The organism is Bacteroides sp. NSJ-39 (assembly GCF_014287315.1).
Taxonomy (GTDB): Bacteria; Bacteroidota; Bacteroidia; order Bacteroidales; family Bacteroidaceae; genus Bacteroides; species Bacteroides finegoldii.
Genome location: NZ_JACOOB010000009.1, coordinates 171,000 through 193,458, shown reverse-complemented (window position 1 = coordinate 193,458; position 22,459 = coordinate 171,000). Strand labels below are relative to the sequence as shown.

The window sequence follows — 22,459 nt, the reverse complement described above, 5'->3', positions numbered from 1 at the left end:
AGGAATATCGTCGTGGCTGCCGTGTGGCGGCTCTGATGCCACGTGATATGCTTGGTGATGCCGCAACGCTTGGCGACGGCACGGATACCGGCAAGGCACGTGTTATAATGCGGAACGGGAAATATCCTGCCGTCCCCGCACAGTCCCCGGTATTTGCCGATTATGCGGTTGGCGATGTCGAGCAGGCGGATGTTGGACACCACGCCCGTTTTCTGGCGGTTGATGTTTATCCACTCGTGTTCGTCGAAGTAGGTGCGGATATTCTCTTCCGTAAGGTTGCGCATATCCGCGAACGACAGCCCCGTGAAGGCGCAGAACAGGTAGAGGTCGCGGTACAATTCCTGTTTGGCGTTTTTCAGTTTCCCCTCCATCAGCAGGCGGATCTCATCTTTGGTCAGGAAACTGCGTGTTGTTTCCTCCTTCTTGATTTCATACTCGCGGAACGGGTCGCGCGTCAGCCACTCGTTGTTGATGGCGATGAATACCATCGTCCGTAACGGGCAGACGTACAGCCACACGGTATTGGTGCAGCAGTGCTTGTCCGTGCGCAGGAACATCTCGAAGTCGGAGATGAAAGCCGGGGTAAGCTCTTTTAGGGCGATGTCCTTCACATGGTAGCGGATGTCGAGGAACTCTTGCATGTGCTTGTAAACGGTGCGGTACTTCAGCAGCGTGCCTTTGGCTTTCATGCCTGCCTCCACCTGCTTCTCGTAGTCCTCGTTGTGCTGGCGGAACACCTGCATCAGCGTGTGGTAGCGGTGTTCCAGTCCGAGAAAGGCGTTCTTCACCTTCTCCGCCGTGACGAAGTTGTCACGCTCCATGATTTCCTGATAATGCCTGTTGATGCGTACCCGCATCTTGTCAAGCATACGGTTCGTTTCGAGTGCCGCCGTGCTTCTGCCCGTGACACGTCCACCTTTGGTGTCCCACAGTTTCGGATCGACAGTCAGTTTGCAGCTGAACTGTGTCTGGCTGCCGTCCACCGTGATGCGTCCCATGACGGGAACTGTCCCGTCCTTTTTCACTACCTGACGCTTGAGGTAGTAGATTACTGAAAATGTACTCTTCATTGTCCTTAATTTTTGGGTTTCAAAATTAGTTGGTGAAGAGTCCGGTGTTGGTACGCAAAACGGGGAGGAACGGCGCAATCTTTTTCCGTAACCTGATTTTTCGCATGAGTTATGGATAACTCACTATTCCTTAGAGCCTTGTTTCGCTATTCGTACCCGTTTGTCGCATTTTCGGGCATGGTTACGAACAAGTAACGTAGCGGCGTCAGGATTTGGCTTCGGCAGGGATTGTAATGGCTTCACGGATTATCGCCACTTCAACCAAAACCCTTGTAACTCAATTCTATCACTATATCTTTCCGCATTTCACTTTTTTGTAGTAACTTTGCAGACAAATAAATCAGTACTCAGAAATTGCGTAAACTAATAATTAATACTATGAGCTTCAGTAATAAATTAGGTATCCACATATTGTTATTTCTTATCGCCACGTTTATAGCGTGCACTGACAACGACATTCAGGAAAATAATAATAATCTTCCTCCAAAAGACGAGCCAACCCCTCCTCAGGAAGAGGCCGAAGAACATTTATTTGATATTCTCAATCTTGATTATCCGGGATTAGAAGAAATAAAATCTTTATATAAAAGCGGTGAGAATGATGCAGCAATGCAAAAGTTACTTACCTACTACAGAAGCAGAACGGACATTGAAAACCCTAATCTGACTGCTACTCTTAATGACACGGAGCAAGGTTATGCCGATTATGCCATAGACGAATATCGTTTTTACGTCAATGACAATTACTTGGAAGACAAAGACCGGAAAATTCCATATTCACTGAAAAGTAACGACCAAACGATTAATTGGCAATTTGCTCCCGAAGGTGCTGATAATGAATATCAAAAGCAGTTACATCGCCATAATTGGATACCGATGCAGGGCAAAGCTTATCAAAAATCCAAGAATGAAAAATATATGCTTTCATGGAAAGAAGTATATACAGATTGGATACTCAAAAATCCAAAGCCGAATGGGAAACCGGACAAATTCCAATGGCACCAGCTCCAAATGTCCACACGTATTATGGGGCAAACAGAATCTTTCGAGTATTTCAAATCCTCCTCTCATTTCACTCCGGAATGGCTTTCCTTTTTCCTCATACATTTTGCTGAACATGCCGATTATCTATCCATGTACAAATATTCCGGAGAAAACAATATTCTACTAAGCCAGGCAGTAGCATTGGTATTTGCCGGAACATTGTTTCCGGAACTTAAGAATGCCCCACAATGGCAGAAAATAGGATGTGAGATTATAAATGATCAAACTACAAAGTTATTTTTGGAAGATGGAATGACTAACGATCTCTCTCTTCATTATCATATAGGCATAGTAGACGGACTTTATGATCTCAAACGGCTTATCCAACTGAATAAATTGCCGGACAATCAGCTCTCACCGCAGCTCGATGAAACGCTTTTGAAAGCCACCAAAATTGTCATGCACTTCACATACCCAAGTTATTTTAAGAAAGGAAGCAAACAGTGCAGTCCCGCATTCAATGATTCATGGATAAAAACACGCAGTGTATTAAACAAAAACTTTGTGAAGTATGCGGCAATGTTTCCGGAAGATTCTGAATTAAAGTATATGCAAACGTATGGTAATGAAGGCACTCTTCCCGACAGCAGAATCAAAACATTCGAAGATTCCGGATTTTATGTATTGCGCAACGGTTGGACACCAGAGTCTACAATGCTGATACTTAGCAATAACATATCTTCCAAGTTACAAGACTCAAGCCATAACCAACTTGATAACGGAACATTCGAGTTATATCATAACGGTCGTAATTTCTTTCCGGACTCCGGAGTATGTTCATATATGAAAGAGGATGATGCAGAAGTAATGAAACTACGCAGATGGTTTCGGCAGACGAAAGCGCACAATACAATGGTACTGGGAAAATCTGAAGATCATGAAGATATCGGTGCCGAAAATATCAGCAAGGCAGAAGGCAAGTTACTACTAAAAGAAGAAAATGCCGACCAACAACTCATAGTTACCGAAAATCAAGGATACAATGATTTCAAACACCGCCGTGCTGTTTTTTATGTAAAACAACCGACCGAATTTTTCGTATTGGTAGATGAAGGATTTGGCACAGCAACCGGTTATGCTAAGTTATATTTCCATCTTTGCGATGAAACATCTGTAAATAATGTCATTCTGGACAGTCAAGAGGCAGGCGCACATACTACCTTTGAAAACAATAACTTATTAATCCGAAGCTTTGGAAATCAGGCCATCACCCTAAAGCCTTTTGATGGACGGATATCTTATCAGACCGACAGAAAATACTCAACAAGAAAAGCCTATTCACTTGTTATGAAGAAACAAAGAAGTATCCCCGTGCGATACATTACCATACTATATCCGGTCAGTAAGGTTTCCAATCAAAAGATCAGTGCAAAATTTACTGATGACCCGTCAAACTCAAACCATGTTTCTATTGAAGTGACTATCGGTAATCAGGTATATCCACTAAGCTTTCAACTCAAACACTAAAAGTTATGCAAAAATATATTCAAGCAATTAGTTGGAATTTATTATTTTTATTCCTATTCCTATGTTTGTTAGCAACCTGTAAATCTCTCGTTAACCTTATAAAACACAAAAATGGCACTATGAATATTCAACACAGATACTATAACTGTATCCTTCTGCTTTTAATCTGCCTTCGTAGTGCGGATATTTATTCTATGGATATCAAGCAGAATATAAATTGGCCTCAATTTATGAGTCAGCAGGATATGATATGGGAAAGATTACCGGAATATTGGTATGACTCAGCCTATCTAGGTAACGGCAGATTGGGACTAATGATCTACAAAGAACCGAATAAAAACTATATACGCCTGGAAACAGGAAACTGTGATGTACACGATCATCGTGCAAAAAGAGATGTATTCGGAATTCCCCGACTACTTACCGGGCATTTTGCTTTACACCCTAAAGGAGAAATAATCAGCGGCAAGATGCGTCTTGATCTTTGGAACGCAGAGGCTTCAACTGAAATCACCACTACGAAAGGAATTATCCATCTACAAACTTTCGTTCATGCTGATGATATGATCATCGTAGTTAAAGCAACTACCGAAGGAGATGAACATGACTTTCGATGGGAATGGATAGCTGCTGAAGCTAACAGCCCGCGTTATCTATTATTCAAAAGGCAAGGAAAAACGAATAAGATCCCCGAAGGTTACGAACTCAATCCTTCCCCTACTAACAGCAAAGAAAATGAAATAAACTTATCTATACAAGAATTATTGGCAGGAGGAGAAACAACCGTAGGATGGCAAGAGACAAAAACGTCTCCACAAGAAAGAATCTTATGGATAAATCTTACACACACTTATCCACAAAGTACTTCAAAAAAGATTTGTAAAGCAGAAATACGCCAAGCCATACGTAAAGGTTATGCAACACTTCAAAATGCTCATCGGCAATGGTGGAACTCTTATTATCCCGCTAGTTTCATCAGCTTACCGGATGCAAAGAAAGAAAATTTCTACTGGATTCAAATGTATAAACTAGCCTCAGCTACTCGTGGCGACCGGGCATTAATAGATAACACCGGTCCGTGGTTATCTGAAACACCGTGGCCAAATGCTTGGTGGAACCTCAACGTGCAACTCACCTACTGGGCACTGAATGCTTCCGACCATTTGGATTTAGCCGCATCTCTAGAGAATGCACTCTATAATCACATTGACCAACTACGCTTGAACATACCTGCCGCATATCGTCACAACTCATTGGGGATAGGTGTTGCTTCAAATCTGGAATGCATGACGACCACTGTAGGAATTCCCGGTAAAGGAAAAGCGCAAGTGGGACTTCTTCCTTGGGCCTGCCATAATCTTTGGCTTATTTATCGTCATAAAATGGATGATGAAGTTTTGCGTAACAAATTGTTCCCGTTATTAAAAGGGGCCATCAATTACTATCTTCATTTTATCCAAAAAGGAGAAGACGGCAAATATCATCTACCTGAAACTTATTCTCCCGAATATGGTGTAACGAAAGACTGCAACTTTGACCTCGCACTATTATATTGGGGTTGTCAGACCTTATTGGAGTCAGCACAGCGATTGCAGATTCAAGATCCACTAATTTCAACCTGGAAAGATGTTTTGGATAATCTCACTCCGTATCCGATGGATGAAAACGGGTTACTTATTGGAAAAGACACACCTTATGCTTTCTCCCACAGGCATTATTCACACTTGCTTTCCATCTATCCTTTATACCTTATTAATAAGGAGCAACCAAACAATACCCGACTTATAGAGAAATCATTAGCCTTTTGGCAAAGTAAGCCGAAAGCTCTTTTAGGTTACTCATGTACAGGTGCATCTTCTATATCTTCCGCTATTGGAAAAGGAAACGAGGCTCTATCCTATCTAAATAAATTATTTGGCAAGTTCCTTAGTTCGACCACCATGTATAAAGAAAGCGGCCCGGTTATCGAGACGCCACTATCAGGCGCACAATGTATACATGATATGTTAATACAAAGTTGGGGAGGGAAACTCCGTATTTTCCCTGCACTGCCGGACGTTTGGAAAGATGTCTGCTTCTCCGGTTTACGCACAGAAGGAGCATTCAAAGTTTCTGCTAACAGAAAGAATGGGAAAACACTGTTTATCCACATCAAAAGTCTTGCAGGAGAACCATGTATCGTAACTACCGACATTGTTAATCCCATATTCAAAGGGAAACGGGCGTTTACTGTACAAACTACCAACAACGGCACATACCAAATCGATTTAAAGAAAGGAGAAGAAGTTTTTATCTATCCCCAAGGACAGATTCCGGACTTCATAATCTCCCCTATTCCACCTGTTTCCAAAAATCACTTTGGACTAAAAAACGTCCAAACCAACAACTAAAAATGTACAAAAGCCTTCCTCTATATATGTACGAGGAGGTTACATTATGACATACAAAAGACCTATTTTCAAGTCATAAACAGTTCTTTTGAACATAAATAGTATATGATTCAACAAAACTAATATCAAAAAAACATTTTTGAACAAAGCCTGAACAACTTCGGCCAATCGTTATATATAAAGAGATTACATTTGCAAACAGTAAAATATAACTTTTAATAATTAAAACCTAATAAAGTATGAAGAACATCTTCTTTATTTGCGTGTTCTCACTGATTGCATTTACAGGATGCACAGATGACGACGAACTCTACAAAAACAGTGGAAAAGATTCTGCCGAAGAGGAAACAAGTTTTCCTAACGAGGAAATCGACCAACGTTTGTTTAAAGTTATCAATTTAGATTATCCGGGATTGGAACAGGTAAAAGCATGGTATGAAACAGGAAATTATTACTCTGCATCCAAAGCTCTTCTCGAATACTATAGAGGTCGAATTGGTATCATTAATCCTTATGTATCCTTAAATTCTATTACAACACAACAAGCAAGATACGCAGAATTAGCATTAGCAGAAAACGGTTATCGTTTTTATATAAATGCCAATTACTTAGAAGAAAAAGATCTTGGAAATGGCAAAGAAAAAGTTCCGTACAGCCTAAAATCGGGAAAAGAGATCAATTGGGAGTTTATTCCCAAAGGTGCTGACAAGGAATACCGTAAGCAGTTACATCGGCACAATTGGATTCCATTCCAAGCCATGGCATATCAAAAGACACAAGATGAAATATATATGTTGGGATGGAAAGACGTGTATTCAGATTGGGTATCAAAATTCCCTAAAACAGAAACAGTTGTAGATGAATTTGCATGGTGGCAATTACAAGTATCTACACGTCTAATGGGGCAAGCACAAGCATTTGAATATTTCAAGTTTTCATCCAATTTCACCCCCCAATGGCTTTCTTTCTTTTTAGTTCACTTTGCAGAACATGCCGATTTCTTGCTAAAAAATCGCTATCAAGACGAAAATAATATTCTATTTAGCCAAATAATCTCAATGGTATTTGCCGGAACTCTATTTCCGGAATTCAAAGATGCTCCTCAATGGCAAGCAGAAGGTTGTAGAATCATTAATGAACAACTTGAAAAACAATTCTTACCGGACGGAATGCTTAGTGACCTTTCCTTACATTATCACATAGGTATATTAGACGAACTCTATAATCTCAAAAGGCTCATCCAAGAGAATCATTTACCGGAAAATTTACTCACTTCCAAGTTTGACCAAATCCTAGAGAAAGCGACCGAAATAGTTATACATTTTACCTATCCCAACTATTTTGAGGCAGGTAGCAATGAATATTGTACATCAGCTTTCAATGATTCGTGGATGAAAACGAAAAATGTATTAGAGAAAAACTTCAAGAAATATGCTGAGATGTTCCCCAATAATCAAGAATTAGCGTGGATGGCAACTCGTGGTGGACAAGGACATGCACCAAGCGCAGGAATAAAAGTTTTCGAGAACTCCGGACACTATATTCTACGAAATGGATGGGATAAAACTTCCACTATGCTAATACATAGTAATAACTATTCAAATGAAAAGATGGATATATGGAGTCACAATCAACCGGATAACGGAACATTTGAATTATATCATAATGGGCGTAACTTTTTCCCTGATTCCGGAGTATCTTCTTATGAAGGTAGTGGAACTCCTAATAATATTCGCAGTTGGTTCCGTCAAACAAAATCTCATAACACAATGATTCTAAGCGATAAAGAAACAGAAGACAATGATAAACCTAATGCAAAAAGATATGGAGATGAAGATATAAAAAACACCTTAGGTAAATTAATCCGTAAAGGAGAAACTAACCAATATCAATTTGTAGCCACAGAGAATCAAGGATATGCCAACTTTACTCATAGACGTTCTATATTCTTTGTCACGCCTAAAGAAAAACCATTTTTTGTAATAGTAGATGAAGGTATAGGAAACGCAACCGGATTTAGTAAACTATATTTCCATCTCTGTGACGATAAAACAGCAGAATCTGTTTCTTTAGATATAGAAAACCACGGAGCACATACTACATTTAGTGACAATAACAACTTATTCATACGTAGTTTTGGTAATGCAGATATCACCCAAAATGAAGTCAAAGGATATATTTCCTACGACACCAAAGGTTTATTCCTTCCCCGTAAGGCTTACTCACTCGTAATGGATAAAAAAGAGAATAGTCCGGTACGATATATAACCGTAATATATCCCATCGCAAACGAAACACCTGAAATCTCGGCCAGATTCACTGATGATGAAACATTTATTGAGGATGCAATAAAGCTCGAGGTCACAGTAAATGGTCAGAGATATGAATTAGGATACACTAAATAATCAACCTATAATAATATAACTAATACTGATATAAAATGAGTCTAAGAAAATTAACATTTAGTTTTTTGGCGATTCTAATAGTTACAGTTTCACCGCTGTTCTATGTTTCTTGTTCTGATACAGAAACAACAGACTCGTCCAACTTCGCACTTTATTATACAGGATTGACCAACATAGCTCCATCTATGACCGGAACAATCAGTAAACCTACATATAAAGGTAGTGCCCCTTCTGATTTTACAATTACCGGTATCACACTTAACAATGAAGTGTATACAGGAAATTGTTTTCAGATTGATTCTGAAACAGGGGTAATTTCTGTGCAAAACACAGAAAATGCAGCTAAAGGACGCTACAAAATTTCCATCTCTTGCATATCCGGAGGGACTCGATATGAATATAAAGATATTGTAATTGTTAAATTATTAGCATCCGCTCCTGATGGTATAGAAATTACCCCTAATTTAATACAAGCGGACTACAGCGACATTATTGATAAAAATAGTGAAGTAGATATGCCTATAGCCAAGATTACAACATCTGGAGAAGAACATATTTCTATCAAGAAATACACAATAGGTAATGTATACAAGATCACTAATGAAGGTGAAGAAACGCCAGAATATGAACCTCTAGCTGTCAGTTTCAATGACTGTTTTACTATTTCTTCTGAAGGAGAATTTACAATTGTTCAAGGAGAAAGCTCTAGTATTCTTGAAGTAGGTCTTTATACTGTAGACATAATTCTAGAAACTCAATTAGAAGAATCTCTATTAGAAAAAAAGATCAAAATTAAGGTTATCTCCAAACCGATGGATTTCTACTACGAAGTAGCCGAAGGCGAAATAGAAGAAGAAAGCGAACAAACCCCGAACGGAACAACTTTCAGATCCCAATCCCCCGTTTACTCAGGCTCTACAGATGGATTAAAATATAGTATCTATGCCATCGAACCTGAAACAGAGAAAATATATGAGAAGATAAAAATAGATGAGCAAACGGGTGAGATATACATCGAAAAAGGACACAAATTAACTAAGGGCTCAACCTATAAAGTCAGTGTATGTGCAAAAAATATGTATAATGAAGAAGGAGAAGTCGGACTAGTTAAAGAGAATGCTTATGAGATAAAAGTCGTAGCATTTATTGCACCATTTGAAGAATTCTATTATGGAACTCAAGTAGGAGCAGAAAGTTGTACTTATGAAGGCATGGAACTTTCTTCTTATAAAATAGAACCTAATATAAAAGGTGGAGGTGAAAATATTAAATATCAATTATTAAGTTGCGACTCAAGAATTGAAAAATACATTGATAAAGAGCAACTACAAACAAATGGGATCATTGAATTATTAGAGGGTAACAAAACATTTAAAGACGAAAATTACAAAATATCTGTTCGTGCCTTTAATTCTAAATATGAAATAAAAACAGAGCTAACATTACGCCCAACTAAAAACCCAGACAGAATCACTTATATTAGTTGTGGTAATAATTTAGGAGCAAATAAGCAACCATTAGAAGGTAAGCAGTACGACAACCAATTCAGATTTAATAGAAAACCTGAGATGAAGGATGCTACGTTCACGATAAACACTGATGCATATCCTGATGCAAATATAGAATTTACATATACAAATATTCATCAAACAATAAAAGCAGAGATTATTGATGGTAATAAATTAAAATTTGACAATAATTCTTGGAATAATAATGCAGTATGTGGAATAAGTAAAATAACAGCTACCGTTAATGGCAAAGTTTCTTTTTCTGTCCCTATATTTATTCACTGTAATGGATTTGCAAAAGAACTGGAAAAAACAGGAAATAAATCCGTTGTTGAAACAGGCTATGAAGCTAGAATTGAATACACTCCGTTTGTTTTACATGTCAACCCGCATAATGGTGGAACATCTATATCTCCTCAAATAACAACAAGACCAACAGGAGATGATACACAAGAGACAATCCTATCTGGAGACAAACTAGAAATATTTGCTTTGGACTATAGAAGAACATTCAAATATTACAACTTTAATGGTTTACATACAGATAATGGTCAACAACCAAGTGAGGGAAAATTCCTAAGTAATTTATGGTCAACGAGTGGAGGAACTCCTAGCAAAAATGACAAAGCTCCAGTATCCTATTTTACAGGACTCGGCTTTGACCAAAAGTTAGGATATGTCATAAATGAACAAATAGAGAATCACCATGAAGTAAAAATAAATAAAAATAAATGGTATGACACAACAGGATGGGCAAATGGATTCTTTGTTGGAGAAATGACTTTCCGAATAGATGGTGAAAAGAGTAAACTTAATGATGGAGGTAAAACCAATCCAATTATCATCTGGCTCGATGAAAATTACGAAGAGTAAAACGAATAATCTAATAATTATGCACAATATAATAACCAATACAATTAGCCATAGAGGGTTCATCACCCTCTTGGCACTGGTCATGTCAATCAGTCTGTATGCCCAGAATTTAGTTAAAGGAACAGTTGTTGACGAAACAGATCTTCCGTTAATTGGAGCAACTGTTTTAATAAAAGGAAATAGCGGAGGAACAATTACTGATATTGATGGCAATTATTCTATCAATGCCAAAAAAGGAAGCACCATTGTGGTTTCCTATATCGGATATAAAACACAGGAAGTGAAATATACCGGACAGCAAAAAGTAAACATAAAAATGATACCTGACAATCAAGCATTAGACGAGGTAGTAGTAGTAGGTTACGGTTCTATGAAACGTAGCGACTTGACCGGTTCAGTTGCTTCGGTAGCCGCAAAAGACGTTGTAGGTTTTCAAAGCAGTTCTGTCATTGGAGCTTTAGGAGGCCAAATTGCCGGTGTACAAATTACTCAATCCGATGGTGGCCCCGGGTCAGGTTTCAACATCAACATTCGTGGTGTCGGTACTATGACGGGAGACGCTTCCCCCCTGTTCATTGTTGACGGATTTGAAGTAGACAACATTGATAACATTGCCAACTCGGACATTGAGTCTATGGAATTTTTAAAAGACGCCTCTTCTTCAGCAATTTATGGTGCCCGTGCTGCCAATGGTGTTGTTATGATTACTACCAAATCCGGAAAAAGCGGACGGCCAACAGTTACATACAACGGTTCCGCCAGTTATCGTAAGATCACTAAAAAATTAGATCTTCTCAGCCCTTATGAGTTTGTAAAATTGCAAGGAGAAATTAACGAAAAATATCCGGATACATATTATAAAGAAGGAAATGATGACAATGGCATTCCATACCGTTATCAATCATTAGAGGATTATATTGGTCAAAGTGGAGTAGACTGGCAGGATGAAACATTTAATCCCACTTGGTCACAAGATCACAACCTTTCAATCACAGGTGGAGACGAAAAGACCACATATTCTCTTTTATTCACACGTTATAACGAAAATGGTATTTTCAATAACAGTGGATTTGACAGGACAACAGCCAAATTCCGCTTAAAGCAAAAGCTTACCAAAAAAATATCATTTGATGCAACTATAAATTATGCGCAAACAAATAGAAAAGGAATTGGAACAACTGCGGATAGCGGACGCTTTAATATGCTGGCACAAATTTTAAGCGCACGTCCTACAGGTGGGCTTAAATTAACAGATGAAGAATTGCTGGCATCTGCAATCGATCCTGTAATGTTGGAAGATGGAAGCAGTCTGGCACAAGTAAATCCTGTAAAACAGACAGAGTCTGTAACCAATAAAAAAAGAGCGGAAATGTGGTCTGCCAATGTCTCTCTGACTTGGGAAATTATTAAAGGATTGACTTTCAGAACAGCAGCAACTTATAATACCACAAACAATCGCATTGACAAATTCTATAAAGAGGGTTCAAAAGAAGCATTCCGTAATGGTCAAAAGCCTTACGGAGACACCCAAATGGGACGTGATTTACGTTGGACCAATTCTAACCAGTTAACTTGGAAACAAAAAATCAACAAAAAGAACAGCTATGATATCATGTTAGGACATGAAATATCTTATCGTAGCAATGAATATTTGTTAGGGCAGGCAATGGACTTTCCTGTTGACTATTTAGGTAACAACAATTTAGGGTTGGGAGCTACCCCAAGTAAAGTCGTCACAGACTTTGGTGACAAAAAGTTGTTGTCTTTCTTTGCACGTGGTAATTACAACTATGACAATCGTTACTTATTGACGGCCACGGTACGTGCCGATGGTTCTACTGTATTCTCAAAGAAAAACAAATGGGGATTCTTCCCTTCATTCTCGGCAGCGTGGCGTGTCTCAGAAGAAGCCTTTATGAAAGATATTTCATGGTTGTCTAATTTTAAGGTTCGTTTGGGATGGGGTATCGTTGGTAACGACCGAATCTCTAATTATCTCTCACTTGATTTATATCAAAATAATAGATATGGTATCGGTAACAGTTTAGTAACTGTACTTACCCCTAAACAAATTAAAAATCAAAATTTGAAATGGGAAGGCTCGTCCAGTGTCAATTTAGGAGTAGATTTAGGCTTCTTTGACAGCCGTTTAAATTTCACTGCTGATTTCTTCATCAAAAACACAAAAGACTTGTTGTTAGCTCAAGAATTAGCACATGTTACCGGACATAGTACCCAATACCAAAATATTGGTAAAATACAGAATCGCGGTATAGAGTTAAATCTTAGCAGTACTAACATTCAGACGAAATCATTCACATGGAGTACCAATTTCAATATTTCATTTATTCGTAATGAACTGAAATCATTAGAGTCCGGTGCTAATTATAAAACAACCCGTTCCGGTTTCGACGGTAACTTCACCCAAGATGACTACATAGCTATGGTGGGTTCATCATTAGGCTTGATTTACGGGTATGAATTTGATGGTATCTACCAAAGTTCTGACTTTTACATAGATGGATATACAGACGCGAACAATCCTAAATATATTTTAAAGGAAGGAGTAGTAAATAATACTCGCTATACTGATGCAGATGGTTTACGTCCTGGCGTTGTAAAATATAAAGATCAGAATGGTGATGGCATTATTACTTCAGAAGACCGTACGGTAATAGGTAACGCACTTCCTAAATGGTATGGTGGTATTACAAATACATTCAACTATAGAGGAATAGATTTAAGTTTCATGTTCCAGTTCAATTATGGGAATGACATCTATAATGCTACACGTTTGTATGCCACACAAACTAGAAATGGCCGTAGAAACATGATGGCAGAAGTAGCCGATCGTTGGAGTGAAACAAATGCATCTAATAAAGTACCTTCGGTTAAAGGTTATATAACAAATGATGTATATTCTCGTTTTGTAGAAGATGGTTCCTTCTTACGTTTGAAGAATGTTACTCTCGGATACACGTTACCGCATAAATGGACTAAGAAATTTTATGTATCTAAATTACGTGTTTACGCCAGTGGACAAAATCTATTCTGCATCAATGGATACAGTGGATATGATCCGGAAGTTAGTACGGCAGGAAGTAATCCTATGACACCAGGTTTAGACTGGGGTGCTTATCCTAAGAGTAGAGTATTTACATTCGGTATTGATCTTCAATTCTAATAAAGAACGCAATGAAAAAGATATTTTATTATATATTATTGTCAGCGATGTGCATACTTCCTTTCTCATGCTCGCTTGACGAAGAATCTCGGACAGAGATTGATAAAAATAGATTCATGAAAAACGCCTTAGAAGCGGAAACTGTATTGTTAGGCGTTTATCAAAGTTTAGTGAGTGATGCCATGTATGGCTATCACCTCTCAATTCTGTTCAATCTGGCAACAGATTGTGAACAAGTAGAAGGAAGTACTACTGAAAATTACCGTATCATTCCTTCCAATGCTTTTAATGCAAGCCAAGCAGAAATACAACAAACATGGGCTGCTTTATATAAAGCTATTTATAATGCGAATGATTTCATGGAGATTCTTCAACAACGTATGAACGATTTCAATGAAACCGACAAGCAATTGGCTTATATTTACATAGCCGAGGCAAGAGCTATTCGTGGTATGTGCTATTTCGAGTTAGTACGCAGATTTGGTAATGTGCCATTAATGACTAATACAGCAATGTCCGAACAAGCTCCAAGTACTTTCGTTCAGGAAAAACCTGAAACTATTTATAAATTTATTGAAGAAGACTTGTTATATGCTATACAAACACTTCCTTATGCAATAGACGATACAAATCGCCAAAGCAATAAATACCGTATGTCCAAGGGAGCTGCTTTAGGCCTATTAACCAAAGTCTATGCCACATGGGCCGGATATCCGGTTAAAGATCACACTAAATGGGCAGAGGCAGCCAAAACTGCGAAGGTGCTAGTCGAATCACAAAAACATGATTTGTTAAATGACTTTAAACAATTATGGGAAAATACTTGTAATGGTGTTTGGGATCCTACTGAAAGTTTAATTGAAATTAGTTTCTACAGTCCGACAGCATCCGGAGGCGCCAGTGACCCGTGCGGACGCATTGGAAAATGGAATGGAGTAAAAACGACAATGCTTGCAGGAGAACGTGGAAGTTGCGCAGGTAATGTTAAGGTTATTCATCCTTTCGTTCTGAAATGGAGAGAAAAGGACTTGACAGACGGTGAGGTATATAATCCGGAAACCGTTAAAGACAAACGCCTGAACCTTTCAGTAGCAAATTACCAATATAGTCCAAACAAAGTTTTATATGCTAAAGGTAAAAGTGATACTGATAAAAAAGCATTGGAAAATGATGCAGATAGTAAATTAAAGAACAAAGAAAAACAAAACTACACCCCCGCCAAATGGGACATTGAAAAATACGTAAAGAATAAATTAATCAATAATGACAAATCAAATGTCAACTGGTATTTCTTACGTTATGCTGATGTATTACTGCTATATGCAGAAGCTCTCAACGAATGGAAGCAAGGCCCGACTAAAGAGGCATACGATGCTATAAACAAAGTACGTGAACGTGCCTATGGAAACAACAAATATAATTTAAAGAACTTATCTTACGAAGACTTCCGCAAAGCTATTCAAGACGAACGTGCTTATGAACTTGCATTCGAAGGACACCGCCGTATGGACTTGGTACGTTGGGATATCTACTATAAAACAGTAAAAGAGACATCCAACGCAATCACAGAGTGGTTCTTTGATGATAATATGGCCAAAAACAAAGCATATAATACCGCAGGAAGATATACAGTGTTTGGCAAACATGAACTTTATCCTATCCCACAACGTGATATGGACTTATGTGAACAGTTTGTACAAAATCCTAAATGGAACTGATCCCAATTCTCTCCAATATGTCTGATTATAGGGCATATTGGAGAATATTAAAACCTTTTTCAACAAAATCTAAATTTGAAAAGCCTTAATTGAATGTCTTTTCGACAATCTTGTAACGCGAAATTAGAGCTTTCACCTACTTTTGCATCAGTTACAAAACTTCTAAAAAACAATCACTTAAAATGAATAACATGAAAAAGAAACTCATTCTCTTTACTTCGGTTACAATTGCGCTTGCATCGTGCCAAACAGCCCCTAAGGAAGACTACGGTTGGATAAAAAAAGGACTGGATGTAGCTTCTGCACAATTACAACTTTCCGCAGAAGAAGTTAGCGGCATAGGAATGCTGCCGCGTTCTATCCGTACAGGCTATGACATGGCGTTTCTTTGCCGTCAATTGGAAAGAGACTCACTGACCTTCAAAGATTCGCTTCGCGCACAACCTGCTGCAGAGCAATTAGGAAAACGCCGTCTCTGTGGCGTTTATGACTGGACAAGCGGCTTCTTTCCTGGTTCTTTATGGTACGCATACGAACTGACTGGGAATGACACTCTGAAAGCACAAGCCATTCAATATACAAATCTCTTGAATCCTGTACGCTATTACAAAGGCACACACGATTTAGGCTTCATGATCAATTGCAGTTATGGCAATGCTGAACGTCTGGCCCCTAACGATACTATCGCAGCTGTGATGAAAGAAACTGCCGACAACCTCTGCGGACGTTTCAACGATTCTATCGCCGCTATCCGTTCATGGGATTTCGGAACATGGAACTTCCCGGTTATCATCGACAACATGATGAACCTCGACCTTCTGTTTAACGTAGCAAAAGCAACAGGTGACAACAAATATAAAGATATTGCCGTTAAACACGCCATGACTACCATGAACAACCATTTCCGTCCGGATTACACTTGCTGGCATGTAGTGAGCTACAACAACGACGGAACAGTAGAACGCAAACAGACTCATCAAGGCAAGAACGATGATTCTTCATGGGCACGCGGCCAGGCATGGGCTGTATATGGTTACACAGCTTGCTACCGTGAAACGAACGACACTACTTTCTTGAACTTTGCAGTGAAAGTAGCCGACATGATAATGGATCGTGTAAAGACTGACGACGCTATCCCTTATTGGGACTATGACGCTCCTGTGACAGAAGAGACTCCGCGTGATGCATCCGCTGCTGCCGTTACTGCTTCTGCATTAATCGAGTTGAGTACTATGGTTCCCGACGGACAGAAATATCTGGATTACGCAGAAAAGATTCTGAAGAGTTTGTCAAGCGATGCATACCTTGCAAAAGTTGGCGATAATCAAGGATTTATCCTATTGCACTCTGTCGGCTCATTGCCTAACGGTTCTGAAATAGACACTCCGCTAAACTATGCCGACTACTACTATCTGGAAGCATTGAAGAGATTCATGGAGTTGAAGAAGTTGAGAGTTGAGAATGGAGAGTTGAGAGTGATTCAGTAATATAAGAGTAAGAGTCCAATAGTAAATTTTAAAATCGTAAAGTATATCATGAATAAAACTTTAAAATATATCGTCCTACTGACATTTGCATGTCTCGTAGGCAAAGGTTATGCCCAAGAGTTGAAAAGCGAAGTATTTTCACTTCTCAATCTGGACTATCCGGGACTGGAAAAAGTGAAAGCACTCCATCAGGAGGGTAAAAATGAGGATGCAGCCAAAGCTTTGCTTGATTACTATCGCGCACGTACAAACGTAAAAACCCCGGACATCAATCTGAAAAAAATCACTATCGGCAAAGAAGAACAGAAATGGGCAGACGACGCGCTGCAACATACTTTCTTTGTACACAAAGGTTATCAACCTTCTTATAATTATGGAGAAGACATCAACTGGCAATATTGGCCGGTGAAAGATAACGAACTCCGCTGGCAGTTGCACCGCCACAAATGGTTCACTCCGATGGGTAAGGCTTACCGTGTATCCGGTGATGAGAAATATGCCAAAGAATGGGCTCATCAGTATATCGACTGGATCAAAAAGAATCCGTTGGTGAAGATGGATAAAAAAGAATATGAAATGTTGAGTGACAGCAAACTTAAAGGTGAAGTGGAAAACGTACGTTTTGCATGGCGTCCGTTGGAAGTGAGCAACCGTCTGCAGGACCAGACTTCACAGTTCCAGTTGTTTCTCCCCTCTCCTTCTTTCACTCCGGATTTCCTGACAGAATTTCTGGTGAACTATCACAAACACGCCGTACATATTCTGGGCAATTACTCAGATCAAGGCAACCACTTGCTGTTTGAAGCCCAACGTATGATTTATGCCGGTACTTTCTTTCCTGAATTCAAGGATGCTCCGACCTGGAGAAAAAGCGGTATAGATATTCTGAACCGCGAAATCCGTGTACAGGTATACGAAGACGGCGGACAGTTCGAACTTGATCCTCACTACCACCTTGCTTCAATCAACATTTTCTGCAAAGCATTGGGTATCGCAGATGTTAACGGATTCCGCAAAGAATTTCCACAGGATTATCTGGATACCATCGAAAGCATGATTATGTTCTACGCAAATATTTCCTTCCCGGATTACACTAACCCATGTTTCAGCGATGCCAAACTGACAACAAAGAAGGAAATGGTGAAGAACTACAAGGCATGGAGCAAGTTGTTCCCGAAAAACCAGACTGTCAAATACTTCGCAACAGAAGGCAAGGAAGGCGCATTGCCGGATTATATGTCTAAAGGTTTCAAAAAGTCAGGTTTCTTCGTGTTCCGCAATTCTTGGGGAATGAATGCCACCCAGATGGTAGTAAAAGCCGGTCCGAAAGGAGAATGGCACTGCCAGCCGGACAACGGTACATTCGAGCTTTGGTTCAATGGCAAAAACCTGTTCCCCGATTCGGGTTCGTATGTGTATGCAGGCGATGGTGAGGTTATGGAGCAACGTAACTGGCATCGTCAGACTTGTGTTCACAACACTGTGACTCTGAACAACAAAAATCTGGATACAACAGAATCTGTAACTAAGTTATGGCAACCGGAAGGAACAATCCAAACGCTGGTGACTGAAAACCCAAGCTACAAAAACTTGAAGCACCGTCGTTCCGTTTTCTTCGTTGACAACACATACTTTGTAATTGTAGACGAATTGGTAGGCAGCGCCAAAGGTTCCATCAACCTTCATTATCAAATGCCGAAGGGAGAAATCGCAAACAGTCGCGAAGACATGACATTCCTTACTCAGTTTGAGGATGGAAGCAACATGAAACTGCAATGTTTCGGTCCTACCGGCATGACTATGAAAAAAGAACCCGGATGGTGCTCAACAGCTTATCGCAAACGTTACAAACGTATGAATGTATCATTCAACGTGAAGAAAGACGGCGAAGAAGCTGTACGTTATATCACTGTGATCTATCCGGTAAAGAAAAGCGCAGATGCCCCTAAATTTGACGCTAAATTCAAGAACAAAGCGTTCGATGAAAATGGTCTGGAAGTAGAAGTGAAAGTAAACGGAAAGAAACAGTCACTAAAATACAAAATATAGTAATTGATGAAAAACTCCTCTACCCTATTCCTCCCGTTGGCTGCATTAAGCCTTGCTTCATGCGGTGGTCAAAAGAAGGAAGAAGCTAAACAGCCGAACATCATTTTCATGATGACGGATGACCATACCACTCAGGCAATGTCATGCTATGGAGGAAATCTGATCCAGACTCCTAACATGGACCGGATTGCCAACGAAGGTATCCGTTTCGATAATTGTTATGCTGTCAACGCTCTCTCCGGTCCTTCACGTGCTTGTATCCTGACCGGTAAGTTCAGTCACGAGAACGGCTTTACCGATAATGCCAGCACTTTCAACGGTGACCAGCAGACATTTCCAAAGCTTCTTCAACAAGCCGGATATCAGACTGCCATGATCGGCAAGTGGCACCTTATCAGTGAGCCGCAAGGTTTCGACCATTGGAGCATCCTTAGCGGTCAGCATGAACAAGGCGACTATTACGATCCTGACTTCTGGGAAGACGGTAAACATATCGTTGAAAAAGGATATGCAACAGACATTATCACAGATAAAGCCATCAAATTCCTCGAAGGCCGCGACAAGAGCAAACCGTTCTGCATGATGTATCATCAGAAAGCACCGCACCGCAACTGGATGCCTGCTCCCCGCTATCTGGGTATCTTCAACAATACTACCTTTCCCGAACCTGCCAACTTGTTCGACGACTACGAAGGACGTGGAAGAGCGGCTCGTGAACAGGATATGTCTATCGAACACACTTTGACTGACGATTGGGATCTCAAACTGCTGACTCGTGAAGAAATGCTGAAAGATACTACCAACCGTCTTTACAGTGTGTACAAACGTATGCCTGCCGAAGTACAGGACAAATGGGATTCTGTGTATGCACAACGTATCGCAGAATATCGTAAGGGCGACTTGAAAGGCAAAGAGTTGATCAGTTGGAAATACCAACAGTATATGCGCGATTATCTGGCTACCACATTGGCAGTAGACGAAAACATCGGTCGCCTGATGAATTATCTCGAAAAGATTGGTGAGCTGGACAATACAATTATTGTCTATACCTCCGATCAAGGTTTCTTCCTCGGTGAACATGGCTGGTTCGACAAACGCTTCATGTATGAAGAATGCCAGCGTATGCCGCTTATCATCCGTTATCCGAAGGCAATCAAAGCAGGAAGCGTAAGCAATGCGATCAGCATGAATGTTGACTTTGCCCCTACTTTCCTCGACTTTGCCGGAGTGGAAATACCATCGGATATTCAAGGTGCCTCGCTGAAACCGATATTGGTGAACGAAGGCAAAACTCCTGCCGACTGGCGAAAAGCAGCTTATTATCATTATTATGAATACCCTGCCGAGCACTCTGTAAAACGCCATTACGGTATCCGTACCCAAGATTTCAAACTGATTCATTTCTACAACGACATTGATGAATGGGAAATGTACGACATGAAAGCCGACCCCAGAGAAATGAATAATGTTTTCGGCAAACCGGAATATGCAGAAAAACAAAAGGAACTGATGCAACTTCTTGAGGAGACTCAAAAACTGTACAAAGACACCGATCCTGATGAGAAAGAGAAAGTTCTTTTCAAAGGGGATCGCCGACTAATGAAAAACAGATAAACTAATTACTAAAACCATGGATAGAAGAAAGTTCTTAAAAAACACAGGCTGGTCTTTCCTCGGATTGGCAGCTTCGGGTAGCTTATTGGGTGCTTGTGCACCGGGCAGCAAAGATGCAAAGAAAATCATGCCATCGGCAAGCGACCTCAAAATGTATTGGGGAGACTTACATAACCACTGTAACATCACATACGGACACGGCGATATGCGCGACGCTTTTGAAGCAGCAAAAGGACAATTGGATTTTGTCAGCGTCACTCCCCATGCCATGTGGCCGGATATTCCCGGAGCGGACGATCCTCGTCTGAAATGGGTAATCGATTATCATACAGGTGCTTTCAAACGTTTGCGTGAAGGTGGTTACGAGAAATATGTAGCCATGACAAACGAATACAATAAAGAAGGTGAATTCCTCGCTTTTATCGGCTACGAAGCTCACAGCATGGAACATGGTGACCATGTCGCACTGAACTATGACCTGGATGCACCGCTTGTTGAATGTACTTCCATTGAGGACTGGAAACAAAAAGCCAAAGGACATAAAGTATTTATCACTCCGCACCACATGGGTTATCAAGGTGGTTATCGTGGCTACAACTGGAAATGTTTCACCGAAGGAGATCAGACTCCGTTCGTAGAGATGTATTCCCGTCACGGTCTGGCGGAAAGTGATCAGGGAGATTATCCGTATCTGCATGATATGGGACCCCGCCAATGGGAAGGAACCATTCAATACGGTCTTGAGTTAGGCAATAAGTTCGGTATCATGGCTTCTACCGACCAGCATTCCGGTTATCCGGGAAGTTACGGAGACGGACGCATCGGAGTGCTTGCTCCATCGTTAACCCGTGATGCAATCTGGGACGCACTCCGTACCCGCCACGTATGCGCCGCAACAGGTGATAAGATTCTGATCGATTTCCGGTTGAATGACGCCTTTATGGGAGATGTAGTTCGCGGAAACAGCCGTCGCATCTATGTGAATGTAACCGGTGAAAGCTGTATCGACTATGTAGATATTATAAAGAACGGTCAGATTCTGGCCCGCATGAACGGTCCGTTGACTCCGGTTGCTCCGGAAGGTGACACGGTACGTTGCAAAGTGAAGATGGATTTCGGTTGGAACCGCGAAGAACAATATGTACACTGGCAGGGTAAACTGTCTTTGGATAAAGGAAAATTGCACGGTGTAACTCCTTGCTTCCGTGGTGCGGCCTTCACTTCTCCGCAAGAAGGTGAAACAGAATTCCACACACACGTCAACCGCATCGTTTCCGTGAACGACAAGGAAACCGAACTGGATATGTACAGCAGCAAGAATCCGAATACTACCACAGCGGCTATGCAGGCTGTAATACTTGATGTGGAAATGCCGAAAGACGGTAAGATTATCGCAGAATTCAATGGCAAGAAGTTTGAACATACATTAGGTGAACTGCTTGAAGGTTCACGTTCACACTTTATGATCGGCTGGTTGAGCGAAGCGATCCTCTTCAACCGCGCTATGCCGGAAAGTTGCTTCACGGTAGAACATTACATGGAGGATAAAGAGCCTCAACGTGATACGGATTATTACTATGTACGCGCCCGTCAACGCGACGGACAATGGGCGTGGAGTTCACCGATCTGGGCAGAAAGAGTGTAAATCAA

Annotated in this window: 11 protein-coding genes; 10 read left to right on the top strand and 1 reads right to left on the bottom strand. The window is 40.3% G+C overall.

The genetic code is table 11. The annotated features are described in order from the left end of the window. The coding region (locus tag H8S63_RS12465) for a site-specific integrase (protein ID WP_186926952.1) at positions 1-1,070 on the bottom strand (1,070 nt) is incomplete at its 3' end. Positions 1,071-1,448: 378 nt separating this feature from the next. Between H8S63_RS12465 and hepC (H8S63_RS12460) the strand changes: the two genes are divergently transcribed. From hepC (H8S63_RS12460) to H8S63_RS12415, 10 genes are all read left to right on the top strand, one after another. Then, a complete protein-coding gene (gene hepC / locus H8S63_RS12460; RefSeq protein WP_186926951.1) occupies positions 1,449-3,581 on the top strand; it encodes a heparin-sulfate lyase HepC in 2,133 nt (710 codons plus the stop codon). A gap of 119 nt (positions 3,582-3,700) precedes the next feature. Beyond that, a complete protein-coding gene (locus tag H8S63_RS12455; protein ID WP_186926950.1) occupies positions 3,701-5,971 on the top strand; it encodes a glycoside hydrolase family 95-like protein in 2,271 nt (756 codons plus the stop codon). Between the two features lie 239 nt (positions 5,972-6,210). Beyond that, the gene (hepC, locus tag H8S63_RS12450) at positions 6,211-8,376 is read left to right on the top strand and encodes a heparin-sulfate lyase HepC (protein WP_186926949.1); all 2,166 of its coding nucleotides are present in this window, start codon (positions 6,211-6,213) and stop codon (positions 8,374-8,376) included. Positions 8,377-8,411: 35 nt separating this feature from the next. Then, on the top strand, positions 8,412-10,757 hold the full coding sequence (locus H8S63_RS12445; protein ID WP_186926948.1) for a surface glycan-binding family protein: 2,346 nt from the start codon (positions 8,412-8,414) through the stop codon (positions 10,755-10,757). 19 nt (positions 10,758-10,776) lie between these two features. Further along, a complete protein-coding gene (locus tag H8S63_RS12440) occupies positions 10,777-13,941 on the top strand; it encodes a TonB-dependent receptor (protein ID WP_032839822.1) in 3,165 nt (1,054 codons plus the stop codon). A gap of 11 nt (positions 13,942-13,952) precedes the next feature. Beyond that, complete coding sequence (locus tag H8S63_RS12435; RefSeq protein WP_007755995.1) at positions 13,953-15,659, top strand: RagB/SusD family nutrient uptake outer membrane protein; 1,707 nt, start codon at positions 13,953-13,955, stop codon at positions 15,657-15,659. A gap of 182 nt (positions 15,660-15,841) precedes the next feature. Continuing rightward, on the top strand, positions 15,842-17,146 hold the full coding sequence (locus tag H8S63_RS12430; protein WP_186926947.1) for a DUF4995 domain-containing protein: 1,305 nt from the start codon (positions 15,842-15,844) through the stop codon (positions 17,144-17,146). 48 nt (positions 17,147-17,194) lie between these two features. Further along, on the top strand, positions 17,195-19,195 hold the full coding sequence (gene hepC / locus H8S63_RS12425; protein ID WP_186926946.1) for a heparin-sulfate lyase HepC: 2,001 nt from the start codon (positions 17,195-17,197) through the stop codon (positions 19,193-19,195). A 6-nt stretch (positions 19,196-19,201) separates the two neighbouring features. Beyond that, positions 19,202-20,809 (top strand): sulfatase, encoded by a 1,608-nt coding sequence (locus tag H8S63_RS12420; protein ID WP_186926945.1) that lies wholly within the window; start codon positions 19,202-19,204, stop codon positions 20,807-20,809. Between the two features lie 16 nt (positions 20,810-20,825). Further along, positions 20,826-22,454, top strand: coding sequence for a hypothetical protein (locus tag H8S63_RS12415; RefSeq protein ID WP_007756004.1), 1,629 nt, complete (start codon positions 20,826-20,828; stop codon positions 22,452-22,454). The last annotated feature ends 5 nt before the right edge of the window (positions 22,455-22,459 follow it).